The following is a 25418-nucleotide window of genomic DNA, read 5'->3' as shown; positions in this document are numbered from 1 at the left end:
AATTAGATAATACTTGGAGATGGTCAGAAGGTGTCGGCGGGGACGTAGACGCCCCAGACGGCGCGGAGGGTGTTGCAGACTTCGCCCACGGTGGCTCGGGCTTTGAGGGCTCGTTTCATGGGGTAGAGGCAGTTGTCGGAGGTTTCGGCGGCCTTTGTGAGCTCGGCGAGGGCTTCGTCGACTTCGGTTTGGTCCCGGGAGGCCCGGAGGGCTTTGAGGCGTTCGACTTGCTGAGCCTCGATGGCTGGGTCGACGCGGAGGGGTTCGTAGGGTTCTTCGGCGGAGATCTTGAACTTGTTCATGCCGACGACGACGCGTTCGGCGGCGTCGATCTCGAGGGAGATGCGGTAGGCGGACTGTTCGATCTCCTGTTTCTGGAAGCCCTTTTCGATGGCGGCGACGGCGCCGCCGTACTCCTCGACCTGGTTCATCAGCTCGACGGCTTCGGCTTCGACCTTGTCGGTGAGGGCCTCGACGACGTAGGAGCCGGCGAAGGGGTCGACGGTGGCGGTGATGTCGGTTTCGTAGGCGAGGACCTGTTGGGTGCGCAGCGCGAGACGGGCGGCTTTCTCGGTGGGCAGGGCGATCGCTTCGTCGTAGGAGTTGGTGTGCAGGGACTGCGTGCCGCCGAGGACGGCGGCCAGGCCCTGGACGGCGACGCGGACCAGGTTCACCTCGGGCTGCTGGGCGGTCAGCTGGACGCCGGCGGTCTGGGTGTGGAAGCGCAGCATCATCGACTTCGGGTTCTTCGCGCCGAACTCGTCGCGCATCACCCGTGCCCAGATCCGCCGGGCGGCGCGGAACTTGGCGACCTCTTCGAGCAGCGTCGTCCGGGCGACGAAGAAGAACGAGAGCCGGGGCGCGAACTCGTCGACGTCCAGCCCGGAGGCGACGGCGGCGCGCACGTACTCGATCCCGTCGGCGAGGGTGAAGCCGATCTCCTGCGCGGGCGTCGCCCCGGCCTCGGCCATGTGGTAGCCGGAGATCGAGATCGTGTTCCAGCGCGGCAGCTCCGCCTTGCAGTACGCGAAGATGTCGCTGATCAGCCGCAGCGACTCCTTCGGCGGGTAGATGTACGTCCCGCGGGCGATGTACTCCTTCAGGACGTCGTTCTGGATCGTCCCGGTCAGCTTGTCACCGGCGACGCCCTGCTCCTCGGCCACCAGTTGGTACAGCAGCAACAGCACCGACCCCGGTGCGTTGATCGTCATCGAGGTGGACACCTGGTCCAGCGGAATGCGGTCGAACAGCACCCGCATGTCGTCGATCGAGTCGATCGCCACGCCGACCTTGCCCACCTCGCCGGAGGCGATCGGCGCGTCGGAGTCGTACCCCATCTGGGTCGGCAGGTCGAACGCAACCGACAGGCCCATCGTCCCGGCGTCGATCAGCTGGTGGTACCGCTGGTTCGACTCCGCGGCCGTCCCGAACCCGGCGTACTGACGCATCGTCCACGGCCGCTGCGTGTACATCGTCGGGTACACACCCCGGGTGAACGGGAACTTCCCCGGCTCACCCAGCTTCGCCGCCGGGTCGAACCCGTCCAGCGCGTCCGCGTCGTACACCGGCGCGAACTCGAACCCGGACTCACTGCGATGACTCATCTCCCCACCGTAGGCCGAACCACCCCGCCACAGGTATGCAGCAGCCGGGTGAGATCGAGCACTACCGGTCCGTAACCACGCGCTGTTCGCCTGCCCGCCGCCGCCGGACGCCCACCGGTCACCGCGCAGACATCAAGCGGCATTGAAGGCGTCGACAGGGCATCGACCACGTGTCACGGAGTCGTCGCCGAGGGTTCACGCACGACCCGGAACCTCCGAAGGGTGCGAATCGTGATGGTTGCCGAGACCTTCCTGCCGCAGATCAATGGCGTGGCGAACACGGCTCGCCACGTCGCCGACCGGCTGCGTGCCCGCGGGCACGAGCTGCTCATCATCGCGCCCGGGCCGGGGCCCGATCGGTACGGCGACGTCCCGGTGATCCGGGCCCGGAGCTTCCGGACGCCGGGGTACAAGGAGTTCCCGGTCGGTCTGCCGGACCCGTCGATCGAGCGGGCGATGGCCGATTTCCGGCCGGATCTGGTGCACCTCGCGTCACCGTTCATCATCGGCGCCTACGGACTGCGCGCCGCGCGCAAACTCGGCCTGCCGACGGTCGCGATCTTCCAGACCGATATCGCCGGTTTCGCCCGTCAGTACCCCTGGTTCGCCGCCGCGGACCGCGGGATCTGGCGCTGGGTACGCCGGACCCACGGACGCGCGGATCGCACGCTGGCCCCGTCGTCCGCCTCGGTGGAGGCGCTCGTCCAGGGCGGCGTCCCGCGGGTGCACCTGTGGGGCCGCGGCGTGAACCTCGACCTGTTCGACCCCAAGCACCGCGACGACGCGTGGCGCCGGGAGATCTCCCCGGACGGTCAGCCGATCGTCGGGTACGTCGGCCGGCTGGCCGCGGAGAAGAAGGTCCGCCGGCTCGCCGAGCTGGCCGACCTCGGCTGCCGGCTCGTCATCGTCGGCGACGGACCCGACCGCGCGGCCCTGGAACACGCGTTGCCGACGGCAACCTTCCTCGGGATGCGCCGGGGCGCCGACCTGGCCGCGATCTTCGCCGGGCTCGACGTCTTCGTGCACACCGGTGAACACGAGACGTTCTGCCAGACGATCCAGGAGGCGCAGGCCTCCGGCGTCGCCACGGTCGGCCCGGCCGCGGGCGGCCCGCTCGACCTGATCCACCCCGGCGAGAACGGCCTGCTGTTCGAACCCGGTAAGCCCGGCTCGCTGCGTGCGGCGGTCAGCACCCTGCTCGACCACCCGGAGGCGCGCGCCCGGATGGCGGCGAAGGGGCTGGAGCGCGTCCAGACCCGGACGTGGCCCGCAGTCGTCGACGACCTGGTCGACCGGCACTACGCCGAGGTGCTGGCCGAAGCCGCGGCCGTCCGGCGGGTCGCGTGAACGGCCTCCGGATCGCCCAGCTGGCCAACTTCGTCGGCCCGACCTCCGGCGGTATGCGGACGGCGATCGAACACGTCGGCCAGGGGTACGTCGAAGCCGGCGCCGAGCGGATCGTCATCACGCCGGGTGAGCGGGACGTCGTCCTGGAGACCGAGTTCGGCACCGTCGTCCGGATCAAGGCGCCCAAGGTCGGCGGCGGCTACCGCCTGATCACCGACCCGTGGAAGGTGATCGACACGCTGGAGAAGTTCGGCCCGACCACGGTCGAGATCTCCGACAAGTCGACCCTGCTGCCGGTGGCCCGCTGGGCGCGGCGGAACGACATCGGGTCGGTCCTGTTCAGCCACGAGCGCCTGGACGCGATGCTCTCGCTGCGGACCGCCCGTCCGAAGATGCTCGGCGGCGAAGGCGCGCAGTACCGCCCGAGCGTCGCGACCGGCGTCGGCGCGCTCTATCGCCTGCTCAGCCGGACGTACGACGCGGTCGTGGTCACCTCCCGGTACGCCGCCGCCGAGTTCGACGAGGTGACGACGCCGCTCGTCCGCATCCCGCTCGGCGTCGACCTGGACACCTTCCACCCGGAGCTCGGCGAGCCGACCGACGACGGCGTCCTCAAACTCGTGCACGCCGGGCGGCTGTCCCGCGAGAAGAGCCCGCACCTGGCCGTCGCGACCGCGGTCGAGCTGCACCGCCGCGGCGTCCCGCTCCGGATGGACGTCTACGGCTCCGGGCCGCACCTCGACGAGCTGGAGGCGATCGCCGGCGACGCGCCGATCACCTTCCACGGGTACGTCGACGGCCGCCGCAACCTGGCCAGGCACCTCACCGAGGCGGACGTCGCACTGTCCGTCTGCCCCGGCGAGACCTTCGGCCTGGCCGTCCTGGAGGCGCTGGCCGCCGGGACGCCGGTCGTCACCGCCGACACCGGTGGCGCCCGCGAGCTGGTCGACGACTCCTGCGGCCGCTGGGCACCCGCCAACCCGGCCGCGCTGGCGGACGCCGTACTGGAGCTCGCCCAGCTCCCCGGACGCCGATCCGCGGCCCGGCACCGCGCCGAGCGCTACGACTGGCCCACCTGCATCCGCCACATGCTCGCCCTGCACCACCGCCTGGCCACCGCCAGACTCGCCGCTTAGGACAGGAGGTACTCGCCGGATCCGGCGACGGTCAGGCGGCGCTGAGCCTGCGAGCGGCACCGGCGGCGCACTACCTCCTGTCGTTAGCGACGCCTAGGTGAGGTGGTCGTTGGCGCCGCTGGTCCAGGCCATGTGCCGGTCGGCGGAGCGGCGGACGATCGCCTTGGCGTCGACCGGGATGACCGAGCCGAAGTTGTTGTAGAGCCGGTCGTACTCGAACCGGTCGACGGCGCGCGCCACCCGATCCACCACCGCGCCCGACAGCGGGATGCGGTTCGGGTAGCTGCGCATAAAGCTCACCGACGTCCGGTCCGGGTTGGCGAAGATGGTGTCGCCGGACAGGATCACGCCGCGCCCCTCCGCTCCGGCGGCCCAGTGCACCACCGCGCTCCCCGGGAAGTGCCCACCCGGCTGGATCAGCGTGACGCCGGGCAGCGGGTTGAGCTCACCGGACCACGGCCGGATGACGTCATCCGGCCGGGCGACCCACTCGGCGTCCGCCTCGGAGACGTAGACCGGGACACCGCCCAGCCGGTGGCTCCACTCGACCTGAACGCCGTACATGTGCGGGTGGCTGGCAACGATCCCCACCACGTCGCCGAGCTCGCGGACCCGCGCGACGGCGTCGTCGTCCACGAAACCGATCGGATCCCAGAGCAGGTTGCCCTCGGCCGTTGTCACGAGCATCGACTGTTGGCCGATCCCCACCGGCGGCTTGGAGGTGACGCCGTACAGACCCGGCTCGACCTCCTCGATCGCCACCGTCGTCCCCGCCGCGGCCAGCTCGTCGAGCGTCGTCCACTGCTGCCCGTCGGCGGGCACCCACTGCCGCTCGTCGGCGCAGATCAAGCACACCTCGACCTGCTCGGCATGCTCGACAGCACAGGTTGCACAGATCCAGAAACTCACCGTGATCTCCCCTCATTCGGATCCTCAGCCTGGAGGTTAAAGACCGGTTGAGGTCAACCCGCCGCGAGAGCGATGTCACACCTGTCAGGACAAAAGCCGCCGAACGGCAGGACTACCATCGAACCGGCGCGGTTTCCGACCGGGCCGAGCCGAGATCGCGGCAGCCGCATCGGCTCTCGAATCCGAGATCCGATCGGAGGATCGGTTTGCCCAGCAAACCAGCCGGCACGCTCTACCGTGGCCGGGAGGGCATGTGGTCGTGGGTCGCGCACCGGATCACCGGCGTGGGAATCTTCTTCTTCCTGCTCGTGCACGTACTCGACACCGCGCTGGTCCGGGTGTCGCCGGAGGCCTACAACGAGGTCATCGGCACCTACAAGAACCCGATCGTCGGCCTGATGGAGGTCGGCCTGGTCGGGGCCATCCTGTTCCACGCGTTCAACGGCATCCGGCTGATCCTGGTCGACTTCTGGGCCAAGGGCCCGCGGAACCAGCGCAAGCTGATGATCGGCGTCGGCGTGGTCTGGGTCGTGCTGTTCGTCCCGTTCGTCGCCCGCCACCTGACCCACGTCTTCGGAGGCTGAGATGAGCGACATCGCGGCGCCCCGCTCCAGCTCCCGCGCCCGCAACCTCAAGGGCGGCGGCCGGAACCGCTCCGGCCAGACCAACTTCGAGCTCTACAGCTGGCTGTTCATGCGGCTGTCCGGCCTCGCGCTGGTGGTGCTGGTCCTCGGGCACCTGTTCACGAACCTGATGCTCGGCGACGGGATCAACGGCCTGGACTTCGCGTTCGTGGCCGGCAAGTGGGCCAGCCCGCTCTGGCAGGTCTGGGACCTGCTGATGCTGTGGCTGGCGATGCTGCACGGCACCAACGGCATGCGGACGATCATCAACGACTACGCCGAGAAGGACCAGACCCGGTTCTGGCTGAAGGCGCTGCTGCTCACGGCCTCGATCGTGATCGTCGTCCTCGGCACGCTGGTCATCTTCACCTTCGATCCCTGCCTCGACCCGCACAGCACGCTGTCGGTCTGCCAGTAGTTTTAGGAGAGGTTCACAGATGCAGCGGCATCAGTACGACGTGGTCATCGTCGGCGCCGGCGGCGCGGGGATGCGCGCCGCCCTCGAGTCCAGCAAGCGGACCCGGACGGCCGTGCTCACCAAGCTCTACCCGACCCGGTCGCACACCGGCGCGGCCCAGGGCGGCATGTGCGCCGCGCTGGCCAACGTCGAGGAGGACAACTGGGAGTGGCACACCTTCGACACCGTCAAGGGCGGTGACTTCCTGGTCGACCAGGACGCCGCCGAGGTGATGTGCCGCGAGGCCGTGGACGCCGTCCTCGACCTGGAGAAGATGGGCCTGCCGTTCAACCGGACGGCCGAGGGCAAGATCGACCAGCGCTTCTTCGGCGGGCACACCCGCAACCACGGCGAGGCCGTCGTCCGCCGGTCCTGTTTCGCCGCGGACCGCACCGGCCACATGATCCTGCAGACGCTCTACCAGCAGTGCATCAAGCAGAACGTCGAGTTCTTCAACGAGTTCTACGTCCTCGACCTGCTGATGGTCGCCGGGAAGGCGACCGGCGTGGTCGCCTACGAGCTGGCCACCGGCGAGCTGCACATCTTCAGCGCGAAGTCGATCGTGTTCGCCTCCGGCGGTTTCGGCAAGGTGTTCCGGACGACGTCGAACGCGCACACGCTGACCGGCGACGGGATGGGCATCGTCTGGCGCAAGGGCCTGCCGCTGGAGGACATGGAGTTCTTCCAGTTCCACCCGACCGGCCTGGCCGGCCTCGGCGTCCTGCTCTCGGAGGCGGCCCGCGGTGAGGGCGGCATCCTGCGGAACAAGGACAACGAGCGCTTCATGGAGCGCTACGCCCCGACCGTGAAGGACCTCGCGCCCCGCGACATGGTCGCCCGCGCGATGGCCAACGAGGTCCGCGAAGGCCGCGGCTGCGGCCCGGACGGCGCGTACGTGATGCTCGACCTGACCCACCTCGAGCCCGCGCACATCGACGCCAAACTGCCGGACATCACCGAGTTCGCCCGGACGTACCTGGGCGTCGAGCCGTACACCGAGCAGATCCCGGTCTTCCCGACCGCGCACTACGCGATGGGCGGTATCCCGACCAACATCAAGGGCGAGGCGCTGGCCAACAACGACGACGTCATCCCCGGCCTGTACGCCGCGGGCGAGGTCGCCTGCGTCTCGGTGCACGGCGCCAACCGGCTGGGGACGAACTCGCTGCTCGACATCAACGTCTTCGGCCGCCGGGCCGGGATCGCCGCCGCGGAGTACGCCGAGACCGCCGCCTTCGAGGAGCTGCCGGAGGCGCCGGAGGCCTTCGTCGTCGACCTGATCGAGGGGATGCGGAACGCCACCGGCGAGGAGCGGGTGGCCGCCATCCGCAACGACCTGCAGGCCACGATGGACCTGAACGCCCAGGTGTACCGCACCGAGGGCTCGCTGAAGCAGGCGCTGGTCGACATCGAGCGGCTGAAGGAGCGGTTCGCGCAGGTTTCCGTGCAGGACAAGGGCAAACGGTTCAACACCGACCTGCTCGAGGCCGTCGAGCTCGGCTTCCTGATCGACCTGGCCGAGGTGCTGGTGGTCTCCGCGCTGGCCCGTAAGGAGTCCCGCGGCGGGCACTTCCGCGAGGATTACGACAAGCGCGACGACGTGAACTTCATGCGGCACACGATGGCCTACCGCGAGCTCGATGCCGAGGGCAACATCAATGTCCGCCTGGACTACAAGCCGGTGATCCAGACCCGCTACAAGCCGATGGAGCGGAAGTACTGATGGACGTCAAGGTCAAGATCCTCCGGTACAACCCCGAGGTCGTCGACGAGGCCGAGTGGAAGACGTACGCCGTCACCCTGCAGCCGACCGACCGGGTCCTGGACGCGCTGCACAAGATCAAGTGGGAGCAGGACGGCACGCTGACCTTCCGGCGCTCCTGCGCGCACGGCGTCTGCGGCTCGGACGCGATGCGGATCAACGGCCGCAACCGGCTCGCCTGCAAGACGCTGATCAAGGACCTGAACCCGGAGAAGGAGATCACCGTCGAGCCCATCAAGGGCCTGCCGGTGCTCAAGGACCTGGTCGTCGACATGGAGCCGTTCTTCGACGCGTACCGCTCGGTGATGCCGTTCCTGGTCACCAGCGGCCACGAGCCGACCCGGGAGCGGATCCAGTCCCAGGCCGACCGGGACCGGTTCGACGACACCACCAAGTGCATCCTCTGCGCCGCCTGCACGACGTCCTGCCCGGTCTTCTGGTCCGACGGCCAGTACTTCGGGCCGCAGGCGATCGTCGGCGCGCACCGGTTCATCTTCGACAGCCGGGACGAGGGCACCGAGCAGCGACTCGAGATCCTCAACGACAAGGAGGGCGTCTGGCGCTGCCGGACGACCTTCAACTGCACCGACGCGTGCCCGCGCGGGATCGAGGTCACCAAGGCGATCCAGGAAGTGAAACGCGCGCTGATCTTCCGCCGCGTGTGAGCTAGCTCACATCAGGCAACCAGCCTCTGCCCCTCAGGAGTCGTGCGGGGCAGAGGCTGATTGCTGACTGGGGGTATGCGATGGAGGACCTGCGCGAGGTCTACGAGGGCTGTTACCGCCGGCTGGTCAGTCAGCTCTTCGCCGTGTGCGGCAGCCTGGCCGAGGCCGAGGACGCCGTCCAGGAAGCCTTCGTCCGGGCGATCGAGAAACCCAGCCGCTTCGCCCAGGTCGACAACCCCGAGGCCTGGCTGCGGATGGTCGCACTGAACATCGCGCGCAGCCGGTTCCGCCGGGCGGCGACCTTCCACCGGCTGATCAGCCGCGCCGGCCCACCGCCGGACACCGTCCCCGGCGTCTCGCCGGACCACGTCGCCCTCGTCACGGCCCTGCGCCGCCTGCCCTGGGACCAGCGCGAAGTGATCACCCTGCACCACATCGTCGATCTCCCGACCCGCGAGATCGCCGCCCAGCTCAACATCCCCGAAGGCACCGTCAAGGCCCGCCTGGCCCGCGGCCGGGCCCGCCTGGCGCCCTTCGTCCGCGAATTCACCGAGGAGGTCGACCATGTCTGATCTCAAGGACCTGGTCTTCTCCGTCCAGGAAACCGTCGACGCCCCGCCCTTCGCGACCCTCGCCCGCCGCGCCTCGCACCGCCGTGCGCGCCGCCGTACGTCGTTGCTGGTCGCCGTCACGGCCGTCGTGGCCACCGTCTACCTGCTGCTCAACCTCCCCGGCGCCGACGGCTCGAAGGTCCCGATCGCACCTCAGCCGTCGGTCAACACCCCCGCCCCCGACCTCGACAACGGTGAGGATCTGGTGCGCGGCCCCGGCGCGACCCTGCTGGGCGTCGCCGCGACCGGCCCGACCCGCTGGGTCTCGAGCTGGAACGCCTGCCCGCGGAGTGAGTGCCGCTTTGCGGCCGCACTCGGCAGCGAAGGCATGATGGCCTTCGCCCCCACCCGGCCGAACCCGTGGCGGACGCTGATCGTCGCCGGCGATCCAGTGGCTCTGTACACGTCGGACCTCGCGCTCGAGCCGGACCACCCCGGCTGGGGCAGCGCGATGTTCGTGACGCTCAACGCCGAGGGCTCGACGCAGTCAGGGCTGAGCTACGCGTCGCCGACGGCGACCTACGACTCGGACGAGGTGGTGACGGACTTGGGGCAGCCGGGCCTGCTCGCCGTCCTGAATCTGCAGAACTCGACCCTGCGCCGCCTGGAGCTCCCGGACTCCGTCGGTAAGCCTGGACGGCCGGTGCGGGATCTTGCCGGCAATGTGTACTTCCTCGGCGGCCAGGCGAACGACACGATCTACTGGACGCTCGACCGCGGGCAGACCTGGAAGCACGAACCGCTCGACGACCGCGACGCGGGCCGGTGGCTGGCGGTCAGCCCGAGCGGCGGCACGATCGTCGCGACCTCCTCGAAGCCGGCGACCGATGCGCTGGACCGGCTCGCGACGACCAAGGTCTCCGTCGACGGCGGCGCGACCTGGCGCATCGTCCAGAACACGCCGTACGGGATCGACGGAGCGCCGGTCGCGCTGGACGACAACACCGTCCTGATGGCCGGCCGGAGCCCTGGCGCCGCCGTCTCGTCGCTGTACAGCATCACCGACGGCAAGGTTCAGCTGATCAAGCCCGCACCGCAGGTGCTGGCCGGTCTCGCCGGGAACACGATGCTCGTGTACGGGACCACCGTCGAGAAGCCTTCGGCGACCCTGACCCGGGTTGCGTTCACGACGGATCGGGGCCAGAGCTGGAGTTACTTCACGCCGCGCTAGGGATGCATTCGGGCGCCCTTGAGGGTTTTGTCGACGGCGGTCTTCGGGCCGTAGCAGGCGATCCCGACCAGGTCGAGCGCGTGCGTTCCGACCGCCTTGACGGCGGCGCGGTTGTCCCGGTCGTTGCCGGTGGCAAATAGATCTTGGGTGAAGACGGAGTACTCGACGCCGCGCTGGAGCGCACGCTGGTGAGCGGTCGCCATGAACTCCTTGCTGCCCTCGAAGACGAGCACCGGCTGCCGGAACATCGGCAGGTAGCGCACGCCGTCCGCATCCTCGTACGGCTCCCCGACCACCTCGGCATGCGTACCCGCGATCCCACTCACCAGGAACGCGGTCACATTGAGCCGCTGCCAGGTCGGCAGATCCTCCCGCAGCAGCACGGCGATCTTGGTCTCGAAGCGAATCGGTTCGTTGTCCACCGGCTCATCCTCAGTCTCCCCCCACCACCCCGTCTTGTACGTTCTGAACCTCCCTCAGCACCCGCATCGTCAAATACAAAGCCCGCAACAACCCCGCCGCCCCCACCCCCTCCGCCGGATAAACCCCCAACCCAACCCCCCGAAGCCCCGCCACCCGCCTCCCCAACTCCCCCTCGAACCCCACCCCAACCCCCCGTTCCCCCACCCCCACCAACCACTCCCAAAACCCCACCACCACCCCACCAACCTGCTCCACAGCCGACACCCCACCAACCACAGCACGCCCACCCCCTTCAACCACCCCGAAGTGCAAAGACACGATCGCCATGCCACCGGGTGACTCCGCGTCCGCGGAGGGAGCGGTTCCCGCGGGACGCCCGCCGCCGTCGACCACAGCCGCTCGACCCGCCGCGCCGGGTGACTCCGCGTCCGCGGACGCCGGATGCCCGCTGGCGGCGGGTGGGACTGCTCCGACCGGAGGTTGTGCGGCGGGTTTGGGGTCGCGTGCTTCGGGCGGTTGAGCGGCGTCAGCCGCGGGTGGGGTGGGGGTGATGAGGGTTATGGGTTGGGGGGATTGGGGGTGGAGGTGGACCAGGAGGAGGGTGGGTGGGGTGGGTGGGGGGAGGGATTCGAGGTGGGTGATGGCTTGGTGGGATTCGGGGGTGTAGGGGAGGTGGAGGGTGAGGGTGGCGCCTTGGGTGTCGGTGAGGGGCCAGGTGAGGTGTTGGTGGGCTTGGTCGAAGTGGGGGGTGCCGTAGGTGGTGGGGGCGAGGACGGCGTAGGGGCGGGGGTGGTCGGGGTCGGCGAGGGGGGTGATGGGGTGGGGGGAAGGGAGGTCTGACCAGCGGGTGATGGGGCGCAGGTTGGGGGTGGTGAGGGGGGTGCAGGTGGCGTGGGTGGCTTCGGTGCCGGAGAGGCGGCCGGAGGGGGTGATGCGGGCGTTGAGGAGGGTTACGCGGGCGCCGGTGAGGGCTGCGGGGTTGAGGACGCCACTCCAGGGGCCGGGTGCGGTGTAGCGCGCGCGTGGGTCGAACGGTACGCCGGGCGGGCGGCTGTCGGTCCAGGTGACGAACTGCTGCTCGCTCTCCGACCAGAGGACGACGGTCAGCCCAGCGTGGCCGGACGCCGTCCGCCAGGGCACAGCGCCAAGTCCGACCAGTTCCAACCGACCACTGGCCTCGAAGCGACCGCGCGCAGTACCGACCAGGCGCGGCAGGTCGCCCAGCGTGCCCAGCGCGGTCACCAACGCGTACGTCGTCGCGAGCTGCTCCAGCAACGCCTGCTCATCCGCCCGCGCCGATCGCGTCAACACCCGCTCGACCTCACCGGTGAGACCACGCAGCATCGACGCCAGCCGGTAGTACTCCGCGCCCTGCGCCGACACCGCAAGCGTTTCGTACCGCTGCCGCAACGACTCCGACAAATGCGCCACCCCGACCTGCACGGTGTCACATGCCAACCGCTCGACCGCCTCCCGGACGGCGGCCCGCCGGGCAGCCAACGCACCATCCAGCCCGGCCCGCGTCCGCACCGGCTCCAACTCGACGCCGTTCGCCCGCTGGTACGCCAGGACGACGGCGACCTGGTACCGCTCGACATTCGGCAGCTTCACATCCGCCACCACCCCGGCCAAGCCACCACCCGTCACATGGAAGCTCACCCGCGGACTGGTCAGCGACAGCACCAGATGATGCCCCTCCACCACCCGGAACCGATCAGCCGGCAACTCCTCCACGAACTCCCGAGCCCACCGATAAGCAGCAGCCCCAGCCGCTGCCCGCAACTCCCCCGCCGACATCCTCAACAGCTCGTCGCCCGGCGACACTGACTGAACCTCGCCGCCGGCAGCTGGATCGGCCGCGACCAGCCATAAGGCTGCAGTGATGACGTGCTGGCAAGTAGCACCAGCCGGGCAGGTGCAACGAGCAGCCGGTGGGCCGGCTGGGCCGAAGCTGACCGTCGCGTCACCGACCACGACCTCCAGCATGTCGGGGCCTTCAGCAACTACCTCCGGTGTGAGCCGCTCCAGATCCTTACGCGCTCGCCGCAACAACCCCCGCGAGGCCAGAGCTGACCACGCGGCGTCGTCGTACCGCTCCAGGACCGCGATCACCTCGACGCGCACCGTCATCCCGTCACCTCGACCAGCCAGGACGCGAGCTGCCCCGGCGTCAGCGCGGCGATCTCCATCCCCTCGTCGGCCAATCGGCCCGCCATCGCGCGGTCGTACGCCGGAGCGGCGTCGCCATCCAGCGCGGCCAGCCCCAGCAGGCGCACCCGGGCCGCGGCCAGCTCACGCACCACCCGAATCAGCTCGGACGGCGGCCCGCCCTCACAGAAGTCCGTGACGAGCACCATGACCGTGCGCTGTGGGTTCTCGACCAGCTGCGCGCAGTACCGGACCGCACGCGCGATATCCGTCCCGCCGCCCAGCTGAACACGCATCAGGATGTCGACCGGGTCGTCGACGTACGCGGACAGATCCACGACCGAGGTGTCGAACAGGACCAGCCGGACGCGGAACGCGGGCAGCCCGGACAGGATGCCCGCCATCACCGCGCTGTGGATGATCGAATCGGCCATGCTGCCGCTCTGGTCGACGCAGACGATGATGTCCCAGGGCAGGCGGCGCGCGTTGCGCTGGAAGAAGAGGACGTCGGCGAGGACGAGGCGCTGCCCCTCGGGGTCGTAGTGCTTGAGGTTGCGCCGGATCGTGCCGTGCGGATCGAAGTTCGCGGCGATCGCGAGCGGGGAGTGCCGGTGCTGGCTCAGCCGGCCTGCCATCGCCGCGCGCACCTCCAGCTCCAGCCGCCGGCGCAGCTCGTCGATCACCTGCCGGATGATCCGCCGGGCCACCTCCAGCGTCTCCTCACCCAGATGTCCCTTCAGGGCGAGCAGCGTCTTCAGCAGCCCGATATCCGGCTCCAGCCGTTCGAGCAGCTCAGGGTCGGTCACCAGCTCGGTCAAGCCGTACCTGTCCAGCGCGTGCCGCTCGACGATCTCCACCGTCTCCCGCGGGAACAGCTCCCGTACCTCCGACAACCAAGTCACCAAAGCCGGCGCCGAAGGCTCGCTCCCCGCCCCACCAGCTCCCGACCCGCGGCCGCCGCCCAAACCGTCCTCCGAGTCGCCCGCACCGCTGGGCTCGCGCACCCCGCGCCCGCCGTACTCGCGGCCGTACAGGTAGTCGAGCGCGGCCTCCATCCGCGCCTGCTCACTCCCCGCGGCCGCCTCTCCCAGCTGCGAGCCGGCGTACCGCCCAAGCACCAGCCGCCACCGCTCCACCTCCCCGGCCGTCATCTGCGCTCACCACTCCATTCGGCCAGCCCGTCCGCAGCCAGCTGCGCCGCGACCCGCGCGGAGACGGCCAGGTAGTCGTCCACCTCATCCGCGGTGACGCCAGGCGTCGTCAGCGGCCCCAACTCGGTCAGGCCTTTGAGGTGCGCGACCAGACCGGCGACCCGGTCGGTCTCACTCGGCGTCAGCTCCGCGAAGGCCAGGCGCAGCTCGGGAAGATGCCGGACGAAGGTCTCCTGATCCCAGGCCGCCAACCGCCGGTCCAACTCGGTGAGCAACTGCTGCTCGTGCCAGGCCGCTTCGCGCGCCGTCAGCAGCACACCACACAGGAAGGCGACGCTCTCATCGACCGGCAACCCGCCGGCCAAGTACGCGGCGACCTGCCGGCTGAGCTCACCACTCGCCACCCGCCCCGCCGAGTAGGCCAGCCCAGTGGCCGCGCCGCGGACGAACGTCGACGAATGCTCAGCCGCGACGACGTCTATCAGCTCCCAGTACAGCTCGGCGTCCAGCCCGCTCCCGGTCGTCGAGACCAAGAGATCGCGCAGCTGGACGAGCGCGGCAGCAACCGGCCACGGCTCGCCATTCAACTGCCGCCCGAGCAACAACGCCCGCTGGTACGCCGATCGCACCAGCCCGAGCAGCTCATCGCCCAGCCGCCGCGCCTCAAGCGGCTCCCGCGCCTCCCACAGCAGGGCAAGCTGACTCACCGCCGTCGCCACCTCGACGAACGACACTTCCGCCGCGACCTGCTCCCGCACCAGCTCGACCGCCACCGCGGCCTGCTCGTGCAAGCCCAGCACACACGCCTGGACCAACAGGGACGACGCCTGCCGCGCCCCGAGCGCCGTCGTACGCCGAGCCGCCAGCACCTCCCCGAAGCGCGTCGCGACCGCCGTGGGCACGGTGGACCCGTAGACCGACGCCTCGACCAGTGTGCCCTCCACGATCGGTGACCAGCCCACCTCCCATTTCTCGTGCAACCGGTTCAGCTCGAAGCCGCCGACGAAGTCCGGCCCGGCGGTGCGGTTGGCGATCGGCACACCGAGCATTCTGAGGCCGTGCAGCAGCCGGGAGGTCTCGCGATGCGCCGCACTCCGGTAGAGGTCGAGGGACACGCTGTGCCGACCGGCGTCGTCCACTCGGATGCGCTGGGCCCGCAGCCGCTGCCGCGCATCCTCGACGAGCGGTGTCAGCCCGGCGCCGGGCGGTAGCTCGCCGACCACCTCACCGGTCAGCGTCTGCCGGCAAGCCGCTCGGACCAGCACGCCTTCGACGCCGATATCGCCTTTCACGAAACAGCTTTGCACTGCGTCGAGCAGGTCGCTCCGAAGCGGCGCGGGGCGCTCGCGCAGCTCCGCCAGCCGCACGGCCTGCTCGAACGCGGCTGCTACCGCGGGCATCGGCAGCGGCACCCGATGCCGATCACGCAGCTCGGCGCTGATGTCGAGGACGGCGGTCAGCGTCGCGGCGACGCGTGGATGCTGGCCGGCCGGTGGGTCGACGAGCTGTTGCCAGAGGCGCTGATGCCAGGCCGGTGCGGTCATCCCGGCGCCGTAGCCGTTGAGCCGCTCCAGCCGCTCGAATGTGTAGCGGATCAGGGCGGACTGCCCCGTCACGCCGTCGACGTCGATCTCCGGGCGCGGCACGTCGTCCGCGAGCAGCTGCGGCAGGACCACACCGTGGAAACCACCGAGCACGACCAACACTGGGCCGTCACCGGGGCTCCGGCTCCGCAACGCCTCTCGGACATGCCAGGCCATCTCTGCCTCGCGCAGCGTCGTCCCGTCGGCGGTCAGCTCGGCCTCGCTCCGGTCCGCCCGAGCCAGCAGGCAGTACGCCGCCATTCGCGCGATTTGCTCGGCCGGCTCCGTCGTACCGGCGTCGGACTCGAAGAGCAGCTCCCACAGGTCTTCGTCGTCGGTGCACCCGAGCCGCTTGGCCAGCAACTCCAGGCTGCGGCTGTGCCGGAAGTGCCGCTCGTCGAGCAGCGAGACCCCCTCCTCGCCGACAGCCTCCGCCTCGATCGTCTGTTGCTCAGCCAGGTCGAGGTCGATGAACCGGCTGGGGACCCCCGCCGCGGCCGCCTCCCGCAGCGCCACCAGCTCCGGCGAGTAGTCGCAGAACGGGAAGTACGCCGCCCACCGCTCGGACCCGCGTGACGCGTAGCTGTAGACCGCCAGCGGCATCCGCGCCGCCGAATCCGTCAGCAGCGGAATCAGCTCGCTGAAAGACCGCGGCCCCTCCACCAGCACCACACTCGGCCTGCGCTCCCGAATCAACCGCCGAACCAACACCCCACAAGCCGGACTGTGATGCCGAACCGGCACCACAACCAACTCATCCCGCACCAACCCCGCCGCAACCTCCCGCACCCCCTCGGCGCTGAACACGGCCTCGTCTGAGCTGACCATCGGGTGGGCCTTAACGGTCGAGGTCGTGGCGGGTGGTGTGGAACTGGCGCCAGGTGGGGTTGGATTGGGCTCGGGGTTTGACGACGATGTCGAAATAGTGGCGCAGTTTCTTGCCGTCGTCGGGGTTGTCTTTGAGGACGGTGCCGATGAGCTGGCGGGCGATGTGGTCGCCGCCGACCTCGCCCGTGCCGAAGTACTGCGCGTCGAGGCCCGCGGCGTAGCCGACGGCGACTGCCTCGGCCGACGAGAGGACGGCGCTCGGTCGCTCGATCACCGTGCCCTCGGCGGTGACGCCTTCGCGCAGGTCGTGGAACGCCGTGACGAGCAGTGTGACGACGTCGTCGGTCAGCCGGGTCTCGACCTCGGACTGGGCGAGCAGGGCCGCCGTCTGCTGCCGGATCAGCTCCGCCTCGAGGCGCCGGTCCGCGATCGGGCGTACCGTCTCGAAGTTGAACCGGCGTTTCAGCGCGCTCGACATCTCGTGGACGCCGCGATCGCGCAGGTTCGCCGTGGCGAGCACGTTGAACCCGCGCTCGGCGAATACCGTCGACTCGGCACCGGCCAGCTCCGGCACGTGAATGACCTTGTCCGAGAGCAAGCCGATCAGCACATCCTGGATCTCCGGCTGGACCCGCGTCACCTCCTCGAACCGGCAGACCTTGCCCAGCTCGACAGCCTGATACATCGGCCCCTTCACGAGCGCACGTTGCGTCGGCCCCTCGGCCAGCAGCAGCGCGTAATTCCACGAGTAGGTGATCTGATCCTCGGTCGTACCGGAGGTGCCCTGCACCGTGCAGGTGGAATCGCCGCCGATGGCCGCGGCGAACAACTCCGACAGCATCGATTTCGCCGTCCCCGGCTCGCCGACCAGCAGCAGCCCGCGGTTGCTCATCAGCGTGACCACACACCGATCCACCAACGCGTCGTCGCCGTAGAACTTCGGCCGCACCTCCAGCTCGTCATCACCCAGCACAAACGCCCTGACCGCCCGCGGCGACAACCGCCACCCAGCCGGCCGCGGCCCCGCATCTGCCGCCGCAAGCCGCGCCAGCTCCCCGGCGTACACCACCTCGGCCGGCTCTCGCAGAATCGTTGCCTTATGCATCAGAACTCCGTCTTCTTCGCCCAGTCCGGATCGAATCCGGACCCGTCGGCCGCGAGCAGCCGAAGATCGTTGTACACCTCGGACAACAGCACCGGCGGGACGTCGCCGAGTGCCAGCAGCGGGCCGCCGCGCCGGCCAACGGCGCGGGCGACGTACAGGGCTCGGAGCGCGACCACGCGGTTCTCCTCGGGGAGCATATTGCCGGTGAACTCGATGACGACCGTCAAGCCGATCGAGGGAAAGCGTTTCTCGTACTCGTAGAACCAACCGGCATCTTGGGCTTCACCGCGCTGGTAGCCGAGCTTGGCGGCGCGGCCGCGCAGGGCGAAGGTCTCCAGCAGGTGGCCCTCGAAGTCGAGTAGACGGGTGTCGCCGGCCTTCGCGGCCGGCAGCCGGAAGAGCTCCTTGCCGAACTGCTGGAAGAGCGGGGCCACCTCATAGTCGACGAAGTGCTGCTGCCAGCTGCGGACAGTGGCCGGCTCGAGCGCGGTGTCGTGGGCGAGCCGGACGACCGCATCGGCGGCGAGCTCGACCGGATCGTCGGCGGCGTCCGTCAAGGTGCCGTCGTCGAGCGGACGGAACACGACGTCGTCCGCACTCCAGGCCAAGCGTTGGACCAGCTGACGCAGGATCAGATGACCGTTCAGGAAGCGTTGCCAATCGGCAGCCGGCCACGCGCGACCGGTGCAGAGCGCCTCGTACAGGCGCTGAGTCTGCAGCTCGACCACCGCTTTGAGCTCGCGCTTGGTGGCGGTCAACGCTTTCTTCGCGGCCTTGACGGCGTCCTCGTCATCGGACTGCCGCGGCGCGGGCAACGCCTTGAGCGGTTTGCCCTGCGGGTCGATCAGCGCGACGGTCAGCTCGGGCGTCAGCTCGGCAACGAAGACCCGATCCCCGTACGAGAGCTCGGCACGCCCGTCGTCGTCCAGCCCGGCCACCGGCACGCTCCGGTCGGCCAGCTCGTCAAGCGTCCACCCCTTCCGCTCGGCCAGCGCCGCCGCCTGTCGATTCGCCTCATCCTGAAAGCTCTTCGTCCGGAACCGCGATCCGACCGCCAGCATCAGCTGCGTCGCCGCGGGATCGTCGACCCAGGCCAACATCGCGATCAACGCCTTCCCCTGCGCCGCCCGGCTCCCGAACCATTCCTTCAAATACCGCTGAACCGGCGCAGCCACCCCAGCCCCACCACAAGCCGCGACGACGGCCAACAACCCCTTGGACGAAGCCGCCGACCCGGCCAGCTCCTGCAGGTTCATCGGCAGCAGCTCGGCGACCAGCTCCGCATGGCTCAGGCCGGCCATCCACGACTGCTGGTACTGCGGGTCACCTATGAGCCACGACGCCTCCTCTTGGGAGGTTCGCAGCGCATCCTCCGGAGCAACCGTCCGGACGTCTTCGGCGAGCCAGGCCTCCAGAAGGTACTGGCCGAATGCCTCGCGGGTGCTGCGCTCGAACAGGCCGCAGTAGTTGCGCAGAAGCGCGTTGGGCTCGGCCGACTTGCCGCGGACGGCTTGGACGACGAACCACTGCAACACCGCGCGCGGGACCTCGACGCCGGTCTTTGCCCAGTGCACGGCCGGAACAGCGTCCCAGCTCAGCCAGTCGAGGTTCTTGGGAAGGCCTTTGGCGACAGCGGTTTCAGCTTGGGACCGCAGGGTTTCGAGGTCGAGGTACTGCGCGACCGGGCGGCCCAGTGACTCCAGCGTGTCCAGGAGCGCGCCTTGGGTGAGATCGTGTCGCTCCTTGGCCACGGCGGCTTCCAGGGCTGGGATCGCGGGCTCGTGCCGGAGGCGTTGTAGCCATTGCGCGGCGATCGCTCTGACCTCGGCTTTGCCGTCCGCCAGGGCCGCGATCGGGAGGTCCTCGACGCCCTCGTTGCGGGCGAGCAGGTCTTGGGCTTGACGGCGTGCGGCTTTCCGCGAGCCCAAGGCCAGCTCGGTGAGAGCTGTTACTGCGGCCGGTGGGAGCGCGGGCAGCGTGGCGAGGGCTCGGAACGGGCCGTCGTCGTCCTCATGCCAATCGCCGGTACGGCCTAGTTTCTCGAGGACTTCGGGCAGCACGGTCTGGATGAACGGTGCGACGGCCGCATCCGGCCAGCCCATACCGAGCGGCTGGAAATACCGCCCGGTGTAGTGCTGCAGGACGAAACCGGAGCCGTCCAGACCGACGGCGTTGAGCAGGCCCGCGATCTCCAGGAGGGTCGGGTGGCCGGTCTCCTCGAAGAGGCGGGTGTAGAAGGCGGCGGCTCCGTTGCTGAGCGAAGGACGACCGCCGTCGTCAAGCAGGTCGAGGGCTGCGTAGATGACGGTCGTGAGCACCGGGCCGAACTCGAGCACGTGCGGGCCGAGGATGTAATGCGCCCAGCGACCGGGCTGGTTGGCCAGCATCCGGCCTGGTGGAAGCTTGCCCGACTCCAACGTGTCCAGAACGCGTTGCAAGTCTCGATCCTTGAGCGGCCGGTCGTACACGGACGGCGATGGCGGCGGCTGGACGGCGAACAGCGCCTCCAGCTTGGCGCGCAGCTCAGGACTGACCGGCATCCGAAGATCCATGACCGGGACCAGCCCGTCGTCGGCGATCATCAGCGGCCCGTCGTCTGTTGCCAGGCCGGGTCGAAACCTGAGCCGTCGGCGGCGAGTTGGCGGAGGTCGTTGTAGGCCTCGGAGAGCAGGACTTGGGGGACGTCGCTCAAGCGGAGGGCCTGGTGTCCGCGGCCGCGGACGGCGAGCTCGGTCAGAGCGACGGTCTTGTTCTCCTCGGGGAGGAGGTTGCCGGTGAAGCCCAGCTCGACGGTGAGACCGATGGCGGGTAGGCGTTTCTCGTAGGAGTAGAACCAACCGCCGTCGCCGGTCTCGCCGCGGAGGTAGCCGAGCTTTCCGGCGCGGCTGCGGAGCGCGAAGGCTTCGACGAGGTGCCCTTCGAAGTCATGCAGGGCTTTGTCGGTGGTCTTCTCCGGTGGCAGCAGGTAGGAGCCACGGCCGAACTGCTGGAAGAGCGGAACGAGCTCGTAGTCGGTGAAGTGCTCCTGCCAGGCCTGGACGGCGTCGCTGGTGAGGAGGGTGTCGTGGGCGAGGGTGATGACGGCGTCGGGCGCCAGCTCGATCGGGTCGTCGTCGACGGTGGTCAGGGTGCCGTCGTCGAGTGGACGGAAGACCCGGGCGCCGTCCGCGATCCAGGTCAGCCGCTGGCTGAGGCGGCGGAGAATCGGGTGGCCGTTGAGGTAGAGCTGCCAGTCTGCCGCGAGCCAGCTGCGGCCGGTGCACATGGCCTCGTAGAGGCGGGTGGTCTGGGCCTGGACGAGCGCTTTCAGCTCACGCTTGGCGGCGCCCAGGGTCTTCTTCGCCGCGGCCGCCGCATCCGCGTCGTCCGACTGCCGTGGCGCCGGCAGGGCCTTGAGCGGCTGGCCGGTCTCGTCGGCCAGCGCGACGGTCAGATCGGGCGCGACCTCGGCGGTGAACGCGCGATCGCCGTACGAGAGCTCGATCCGGCCGGTTTCGTCGAACCCCGCGTACGGGACGGTACGGTCGGCCAGCTCGTCGAGCGACCAGCCTCTGCGCTCGGCCAGCGCTGCGGCCTGCTGGACGGCCTCCTCCTGGATGCCCTTCGTCCGGAACCGCGATGCCACCGAGAGCACCAGCTGCGTTGCACTCGCCTGCTCGATCCAGCCGAGCATCACGACCAGCGCCTTGCACTGCGCAGATCGTGTCCCGTACCAGTACTTCAGGTAACCGCCGGCGACCGGTACGACGTCCGCGCCGGCGCAGGCTGCGACCACCGCCAGCACCCCCTTGGACCCGATCGCCGACCCGACCGGCCAGTCGGCGAAGTCGGGATCTTGCACCTCATCGGGTTCGGGCAGCCGGGTGTCCTCGGCGATCCAGGCATCCAGCAAGGCACGGCCGAACCGCTCGCGCTCGGCCGGTTCGATCAGGGCGGCGTACGTGCGCAGCAACGCACCCGGCTCCGGCGACTTTGCCTTCACCGCTTGGTTGGTCAGCCACTGCAGCACCGGGAGCGGGACGGCGTCGCCGCTCTCGGCCCAATGCACGACCGGCAGGGCGCTCCAATCCAGCCAGGCCAGCTCCTTGTGCAGGCCCTTGGTCACCGAGGCATTCGCCTCGCCGAGCATCGCCTCGTGATCGAGGTAGCTCTCGATCGGCTCGCCAAGCCCTTGGAGGGCATCCAGGAACGCAGCCTTGGCCAGCTCGTTCTTCTCCTTGCGCAGCGCGGTCTCCAGCGCCGGAACTGCCGCTACGTGGTTGATCCGCTGCAGCCACTGGGCTGCGACCTGACGAGTGGTCGCCTTGCCGTCGGTCAGCGCCGCGGCGATGCGGTCAGCAATCCCGGGCACGTGCGCGACAGCATCCTGGGCGAGGACGCGGTAGGTCTTCTGTTGCCCCAGGCCCATCCGGAGCAACTTGTCGACCGCATCGAGCGGCAGATCTCCTTGCAGGGTAGCGATTGCGTGGTAGATCGCGTCGTCGTCGGAGTACCAGACATCTGGCGAGGTCAACATGGTCAGGTAGTGCGGCAGCGCGTGCCGGGCGAACGGCGCGATCGCCTCGTCGCTCCACAGACCGCGCAGGCCTTCGTAGTCACCACGGTCCCAGTAGGCGAGGACGGCGGCGCCGTCGAAGCCGACCGCGTCGAAGATCCGGGCGATCTCCAACGGCTCCGGCCGCCCGGTCTCCTCGTAACACCGGACGTAGACGCGGCTCGCCGCGTAAGACAGCCCATCCGTCGGGCGCGTCAACAGACCGGCCCGCGCCAGCAGCAGGGTCGCAACGACCGGACCGACCGCGCCGACGTGTGGCGCGAGCACATCGGCCACCCAGTTCGGATGCAGCTCCGCGCCGCGCGGTTGCAGCTCGAACATCCGCCCGGTTTCCAGCGTCTCGAACACGGGCGCGAGCTCCGCGTCGGAGAACGTGTACTTGCCTGTCCGGCCTGGCAATCCGGCGACCTTCTCGCCCTCGGTGGCGAGCTGTCGCAGCTTCTCCCGCAGCTCCGGCGTCACCGGCACCCGCAGATCGACCGGCGGCGCTTCCGTCGACGGCTCAGCGGCCGCGGCGAGCTGCGCATCCCAACTGCTGACGAGATCACGCACGCTGGCCGCGCGATCAGCCGTCGCGCGTTCGTGGGCCCATCGGCGCTGCTCAGGGTCTTCTGTTGCCCACAGCGCCTTCAGCGCCGCAGATCGGACGGCCGGTTTCGCTGTCTCGATGAAGCGCCGTAGCTCGCCGAGCACCCCCGGTACGCCGAGGAGCGGCGCGGCGTCCCGGCGGATCGCGGCGTCCGTCGACGCGACGATGGGCACGAGCATCGGCACGAAGTGGGTCAGCGATTCGGGCGTCAGCGAGCGCAGCATGTACCACGCGTCGCGCTGCGCGTCGGGTTTCGCCACGTCGACCTCAGCCGTGATCGCGGCGGCATGGCGGACGGCTGCCGCCTCGTAGCCCGGCAGTTCGAGCACGGTGGTCGAGACGGTGGTCGGGAGCGCTCGACCGAAGGCCCAGATCAGCGGTTTCGCCGGTTCGACAACACAGAGCGTCGCGACCTTCTCGAGCCAGGCGTGGTCGAGGCCGGCGGGGCGGACGACGTCGTCGTCGAACGGCGGCCACAGGCTGTTGAGCTGGACCAGGACGGCGTCGAGACCGTACGTGGGGTCGAGCGGCTCCTCGGACGGCGGCCAGGTCGACAACAGCGCGCCGAGCACCCCGATCCATCGCTGCAGCACGTCGTCCGGGACCTCGGCGAGCCCGCCGACGAACTCGGTGAGCGGGCCGCTCTGAGGCAGCCGGGCGATCGAGTACTGGCCGGCCAGCCCTAGCCGAGCGAGGGTCTCGAACCCGCCCGGGGGTAGGCCGTTCAGCGGCGAACCCGTCAGCACATGGTCCGCGATCCCTTGCCAGACAGCGGAATCGCCCTTCTTGCCGATCAGATCCGTCACCGATCGAAGCAAGTCCATACCCACCCCCAGATCATCGAGACCTGAAAGCTACAAAAGGCCTCCGACAGTTTTCGTTCAGCAGTACGGCGGGTTCGACGTGACCGCGGTGGCAACGCGCAGGAACAGGTTGAACATCCGGTACAACTGGAGCATGTCGCCCGTCAGGGTTACCGTCCGATCGTCCCGACGGGTGACGCCGGGGATGGCGGTCAGGTGGGAGGCGACCGAGGCGGACTGCCAGCGGACAGTGAGGGTGTGGTCGCCCTGCGGGGCGACGGCGGGGAGGGCGCCGAGCGCGAGGGCGGCGGCGGTCTCGATGGCTGTGCGGGCCTCGGCGACCGGGACGAGCTGGGCGGCGAAGCGGTCCTTGGCGTGTTTGACCGCGACCGTGCGGACGGCGTGGTCCCAGGCGGTCATCTCGGCACAGGCGGTGTCGTCGCCGGTGAGCATTGCGACCGGTACGCCGTACGCCGCCGCAGTCGCATGGAAGAGGCCGATCTCGCCGGTGACCCGGTCGTCGAGCCAGATGTCCTCGATCTCGTGGCCCATGAAGCTGTGGCTGAGGACGCCGAGGACGCCGGCCCGGGCGTGAAACCCGACGCACAGGACGGCGTCGTACGCACTCGTCAGGCCCTCGATCATGCCCATCGGCTTCGGCCGGCCCTTGATCAGCACGGCACGCTGGTCGAGCAGATCCGGCAGCAGGTTGCGCATCGGGCCGTGCGCGTCGTTGACCAGGACGCTGGTCGCGCCACCGGCGTACGCGCCGCGGATCGCCGCGTTCACGTCCTCGGTCATCATCACCCGGCCGCGCTCGTAGTCCCGGCCCGGGGGCTGGACGTCCTCCGCGTCGACCAGCCCGGTAATGCCTTCCATATCTGCGCTGATGTAGACCTTCACGCCGAGAAGCGTATGTTCTGGAGGTGTGAAGCCCAGTGTGAAGGCCTGGCGGCCCGCGCTCAGCGGAGTCGTCGAAGTCCTGCACGCGCACTTCCCGTCGCACGCCTACCCCAGCCACACCCACGACGCCTGGACGGTCCTGATCGTCGACGAAGGCGCCGTCCGCTACGACCTGGACCACCGCGAGCACGGCCTGGCCCAGGCGCAGGTCTCGCTCCTACCACCCCACGTGGCGCACGACGGCCGCTCGGTCCGCCCGGGTGGCTTCCGCAAACGCGTCCTGTACCTGGAGAGCGACCGGCTGGGCGCCGAGCTGATCGGCGCAGCGGTCGACCAACCCGAGTACGCCGACGCCGCGCTCCGACACCGCATCCACCAGCTGCACGGCGTCCTCGTCGACGGCAAAGAGGATCTGGAAGCCCAGAGCAGGCTGACTCTGATCGAAGAGCGCCTGCGGCAGCACCTGCACCGAGCCATCACCGCTCCACCGGACCAGCGCGACCCCGGCGTCGCCCAGCAGCTCCGCGACCTACTGGACGCCCAGCTCCCGCAGGGGATCACCCTCGACGAGGCGTCCCGCATCATCCAGGCGCACCCGGTCCACCTCGTCCGCTCCTTCAGCCGCGAGTACGGCGTACCACCCCACCGCTACCTGACCGGCCGCCGAGTCGACCTCGCCCGCCGCCACCTACTCGACGGCCGCCCACCAGCCGAAGTAGCCACCCTCGCCGGCTTCTACGACCAGTCCCACCTCACCCGCCACTTCCGCAAACTCCTCGGCGTCACACCGTCGGCTTACGCCCGCCGCTGACCCTGCTCGCCTTGTAAGCCTTCACACCCCACGTCCCCAACACCCCGGCAATCGCCAGGTTCACCACGATCAAGATGCTGTGCGCAACGTAGTACCCCGTCGGCCGATCCTCCGGCGTCTCCACCAACGCCTTGATGAACCGCAGATAAGTCACCACGTTCCACACCGCGATCCCCAACAGCACCACCGCATGCTTCCGCTCAAGTTTCACCCCACCATTGTGAAGCTCCCCCG

General features: G+C 69.5%; 20 protein-coding genes. 9 read left to right on the top strand and 11 right to left on the bottom strand.

Annotated elements, in window-relative coordinates:
- Positions 1-23: 23 nt before the first annotated feature.
- Complete coding sequence (locus HPO96_RS30740) at positions 24-1604, bottom strand: acyl-CoA mutase large subunit family protein (RefSeq protein ID WP_171677884.1); 1581 nt, start codon at positions 1602-1604, stop codon at positions 24-26.
- Positions 1605-1826: 222 nt separating this feature from the next.
- On the opposite strand from HPO96_RS30740, the gene HPO96_RS30735 reads away from it, so the two are divergent.
- Both HPO96_RS30735 and HPO96_RS30730 read left to right on the top strand, forming a co-directional pair.
- Positions 1827-2951, top strand: a complete 1125-nt coding sequence (locus tag HPO96_RS30735) for a glycosyltransferase family 4 protein (protein WP_337796879.1) — start codon at positions 1827-1829, stop codon at positions 2949-2951.
- Positions 2948-4087: a glycosyltransferase gene (locus tag HPO96_RS30730; protein ID WP_337796878.1), complete on the top strand. Its 1140-nt coding sequence runs from the start codon at positions 2948-2950 to the stop codon at positions 4085-4087. Before HPO96_RS30735 ends, HPO96_RS30730 begins: the two co-directional genes overlap by 4 nt.
- Before the next feature lie 93 nt (positions 4088-4180).
- Here HPO96_RS30730 and HPO96_RS30725 read toward each other — a convergent pair whose 3' ends face one another.
- Entirely contained in the window at positions 4181-4996 is an 816-nt protein-coding gene (locus tag HPO96_RS30725) for an MBL fold metallo-hydrolase (RefSeq protein WP_171677883.1), read from the bottom strand.
- Between the two features lie 206 nt (positions 4997-5202).
- On the opposite strand from HPO96_RS30725, the gene sdhC reads away from it, so the two are divergent.
- The 6 genes from sdhC to HPO96_RS30695 all read left to right on the top strand — a co-directional run bounded on the left by sdhC (position 5203) and on the right by HPO96_RS30695 (position 10285).
- Positions 5203-5580 carry a succinate dehydrogenase, cytochrome b556 subunit gene (gene sdhC, locus HPO96_RS30720; RefSeq protein ID WP_171677882.1) on the top strand — a complete coding sequence of 126 codons (378 nt, stop codon included), beginning with the start codon at positions 5203-5205 and terminating at the stop codon, positions 5578-5580.
- 1 nt (position 5581) lies between these two features.
- Positions 5582-6037 carry a succinate dehydrogenase hydrophobic membrane anchor subunit gene (locus tag HPO96_RS30715; protein WP_171677881.1) on the top strand — a complete coding sequence of 152 codons (456 nt, stop codon included), beginning with the start codon at positions 5582-5584 and terminating at the stop codon, positions 6035-6037.
- 19 nt (positions 6038-6056) lie between these two features.
- The gene (sdhA, locus tag HPO96_RS30710; RefSeq protein ID WP_171677880.1) at positions 6057-7799 is read left to right on the top strand and encodes a succinate dehydrogenase flavoprotein subunit; all 1743 of its coding nucleotides are present in this window, start codon (positions 6057-6059) and stop codon (positions 7797-7799) included.
- On the top strand, positions 7799-8503 hold the full coding sequence (locus HPO96_RS30705) for a succinate dehydrogenase iron-sulfur subunit (RefSeq protein WP_167217328.1): 705 nt from the start codon (positions 7799-7801) through the stop codon (positions 8501-8503). Before sdhA ends, HPO96_RS30705 begins: the two co-directional genes overlap by 1 nt.
- Before the next feature lie 80 nt (positions 8504-8583).
- Entirely contained in the window at positions 8584-9075 is a 492-nt protein-coding gene (locus tag HPO96_RS30700) for an RNA polymerase sigma factor (protein WP_171677879.1), read from the top strand.
- On the top strand, positions 9068-10285 hold the full coding sequence (locus HPO96_RS30695; RefSeq protein ID WP_171677878.1) for a beta propeller repeat protein: 1218 nt from the start codon (positions 9068-9070) through the stop codon (positions 10283-10285). Before HPO96_RS30700 ends, HPO96_RS30695 begins: the two co-directional genes overlap by 8 nt.
- Here the strand turns inward: HPO96_RS30695 and HPO96_RS30690 are convergent.
- From HPO96_RS30690 to HPO96_RS30655, 8 genes are read right to left on the bottom strand one after another with little or no spacing between them, the layout of a single operon-like run.
- The gene (locus HPO96_RS30690; protein ID WP_171677877.1) at positions 10282-10707 is read right to left on the bottom strand and encodes a DUF2000 family protein; all 426 of its coding nucleotides are present in this window, start codon (positions 10705-10707) and stop codon (positions 10282-10284) included. The two genes, HPO96_RS30695 and HPO96_RS30690, sit on opposite strands and share 4 nt — an antisense overlap.
- A gap of 10 nt (positions 10708-10717) precedes the next feature.
- Positions 10718-12838, bottom strand: a complete 2121-nt coding sequence (locus HPO96_RS30685; protein WP_171677876.1) for a YML083C domain-containing protein — start codon at positions 12836-12838, stop codon at positions 10718-10720.
- Positions 12835-14007, bottom strand: a complete 1173-nt coding sequence (locus tag HPO96_RS30680) for a VWA domain-containing protein (protein ID WP_171677875.1) — start codon at positions 14005-14007, stop codon at positions 12835-12837. The genes HPO96_RS30685 and HPO96_RS30680 overlap by 4 nt, the downstream gene beginning before the upstream one ends.
- Positions 14004-16418 carry a DUF5682 family protein gene (locus HPO96_RS30675; protein WP_171677874.1) on the bottom strand — a complete coding sequence of 805 codons (2415 nt, stop codon included), beginning with the start codon at positions 16416-16418 and terminating at the stop codon, positions 14004-14006. Before HPO96_RS30675 ends, HPO96_RS30680 begins: the two co-directional genes overlap by 4 nt.
- 10 nt (positions 16419-16428) lie before the next feature.
- A complete protein-coding gene (locus tag HPO96_RS30670; protein ID WP_171677873.1) occupies positions 16429-17523 on the bottom strand; it encodes an ATP-binding protein in 1095 nt (364 codons plus the stop codon).
- Positions 17523-20063, bottom strand: coding sequence for a DUF4132 domain-containing protein (locus tag HPO96_RS30665; RefSeq protein WP_171677872.1), 2541 nt, complete (start codon positions 20061-20063; stop codon positions 17523-17525). Before HPO96_RS30665 ends, HPO96_RS30670 begins: the two co-directional genes overlap by 1 nt.
- Before the next feature lie 41 nt (positions 20064-20104).
- A complete protein-coding gene (locus tag HPO96_RS30660; protein ID WP_171677871.1) occupies positions 20105-23491 on the bottom strand; it encodes a DUF4132 domain-containing protein in 3387 nt (1128 codons plus the stop codon).
- A 57-nt stretch (positions 23492-23548) separates the two neighbouring features.
- A complete protein-coding gene (locus HPO96_RS30655; protein ID WP_171677870.1) occupies positions 23549-24373 on the bottom strand; it encodes a M55 family metallopeptidase in 825 nt (274 codons plus the stop codon).
- Between the two features lie 25 nt (positions 24374-24398).
- Between HPO96_RS30655 and HPO96_RS30650 the strand changes: the two genes are divergently transcribed.
- Entirely contained in the window at positions 24399-25184 is a 786-nt protein-coding gene (locus tag HPO96_RS30650; protein ID WP_171677869.1) for an AraC family ligand binding domain-containing protein, read from the top strand.
- Here the strand turns inward: HPO96_RS30650 and HPO96_RS30645 are convergent.
- The gene (locus tag HPO96_RS30645; RefSeq protein ID WP_171677868.1) at positions 25156-25395 is read right to left on the bottom strand and encodes an SCO4848 family membrane protein; all 240 of its coding nucleotides are present in this window, start codon (positions 25393-25395) and stop codon (positions 25156-25158) included. The genes HPO96_RS30650 and HPO96_RS30645 overlap by 29 nt on opposite strands.
- Positions 25396-25418 lie beyond the last annotated feature (23 nt).

The organism is Kribbella sandramycini, from assembly GCF_013131805.1.
Classification (GTDB): domain Bacteria; phylum Actinomycetota; class Actinomycetes; order Propionibacteriales; family Kribbellaceae; genus Kribbella; species Kribbella sandramycini.
This window is presented reverse-complemented; position numbering and strand designations above follow the sequence as displayed.

Bases quoted from the DNA above. Each gene is read 5' to 3' on its own strand.
- HPO96_RS30740 (WP_171677884.1), bottom strand. From the start codon at position 1,604: ATGAGTCATCGCAGTGAGTCCGGGTTCGAGTTCGCGCCGGTGTACGAC.
- HPO96_RS30715 (WP_171677881.1), top strand. From the start codon at position 5,582: ATGAGCGACATCGCGGCGCCCCGCTCCAGCTCCCGCGCCCGCAACCTC.
- sdhA (WP_171677880.1), top strand. From the start codon at position 6,057: ATGCAGCGGCATCAGTACGACGTGGTCATCGTCGGCGCCGGCGGCGCG.
- HPO96_RS30705 (WP_167217328.1), top strand. From the start codon at position 7,799: ATGGACGTCAAGGTCAAGATCCTCCGGTACAACCCCGAGGTCGTCGAC.
- HPO96_RS30700 (WP_171677879.1), top strand. From the start codon at position 8,584: ATGGAGGACCTGCGCGAGGTCTACGAGGGCTGTTACCGCCGGCTGGTC.
- HPO96_RS30695 (WP_171677878.1), top strand. From the start codon at position 9,068: ATGTCTGATCTCAAGGACCTGGTCTTCTCCGTCCAGGAAACCGTCGAC.
- HPO96_RS30685 (WP_171677876.1), bottom strand. From the start codon at position 12,838: ATGACGGTGCGCGTCGAGGTGATCGCGGTCCTGGAGCGGTACGACGAC.
- HPO96_RS30680 (WP_171677875.1), bottom strand. From the start codon at position 14,007: ATGACGGCCGGGGAGGTGGAGCGGTGGCGGCTGGTGCTTGGGCGGTAC.
- HPO96_RS30675 (WP_171677874.1), bottom strand. From the start codon at position 16,418: ATGGTCAGCTCAGACGAGGCCGTGTTCAGCGCCGAGGGGGTGCGGGAG.
- HPO96_RS30670 (WP_171677873.1), bottom strand. From the start codon at position 17,523: ATGCATAAGGCAACGATTCTGCGAGAGCCGGCCGAGGTGGTGTACGCC.
- HPO96_RS30665 (WP_171677872.1), bottom strand. From the start codon at position 20,063: ATGCCGGTCAGTCCTGAGCTGCGCGCCAAGCTGGAGGCGCTGTTCGCC.
- HPO96_RS30660 (WP_171677871.1), bottom strand. From the start codon at position 23,491: ATGGACTTGCTTCGATCGGTGACGGATCTGATCGGCAAGAAGGGCGAT.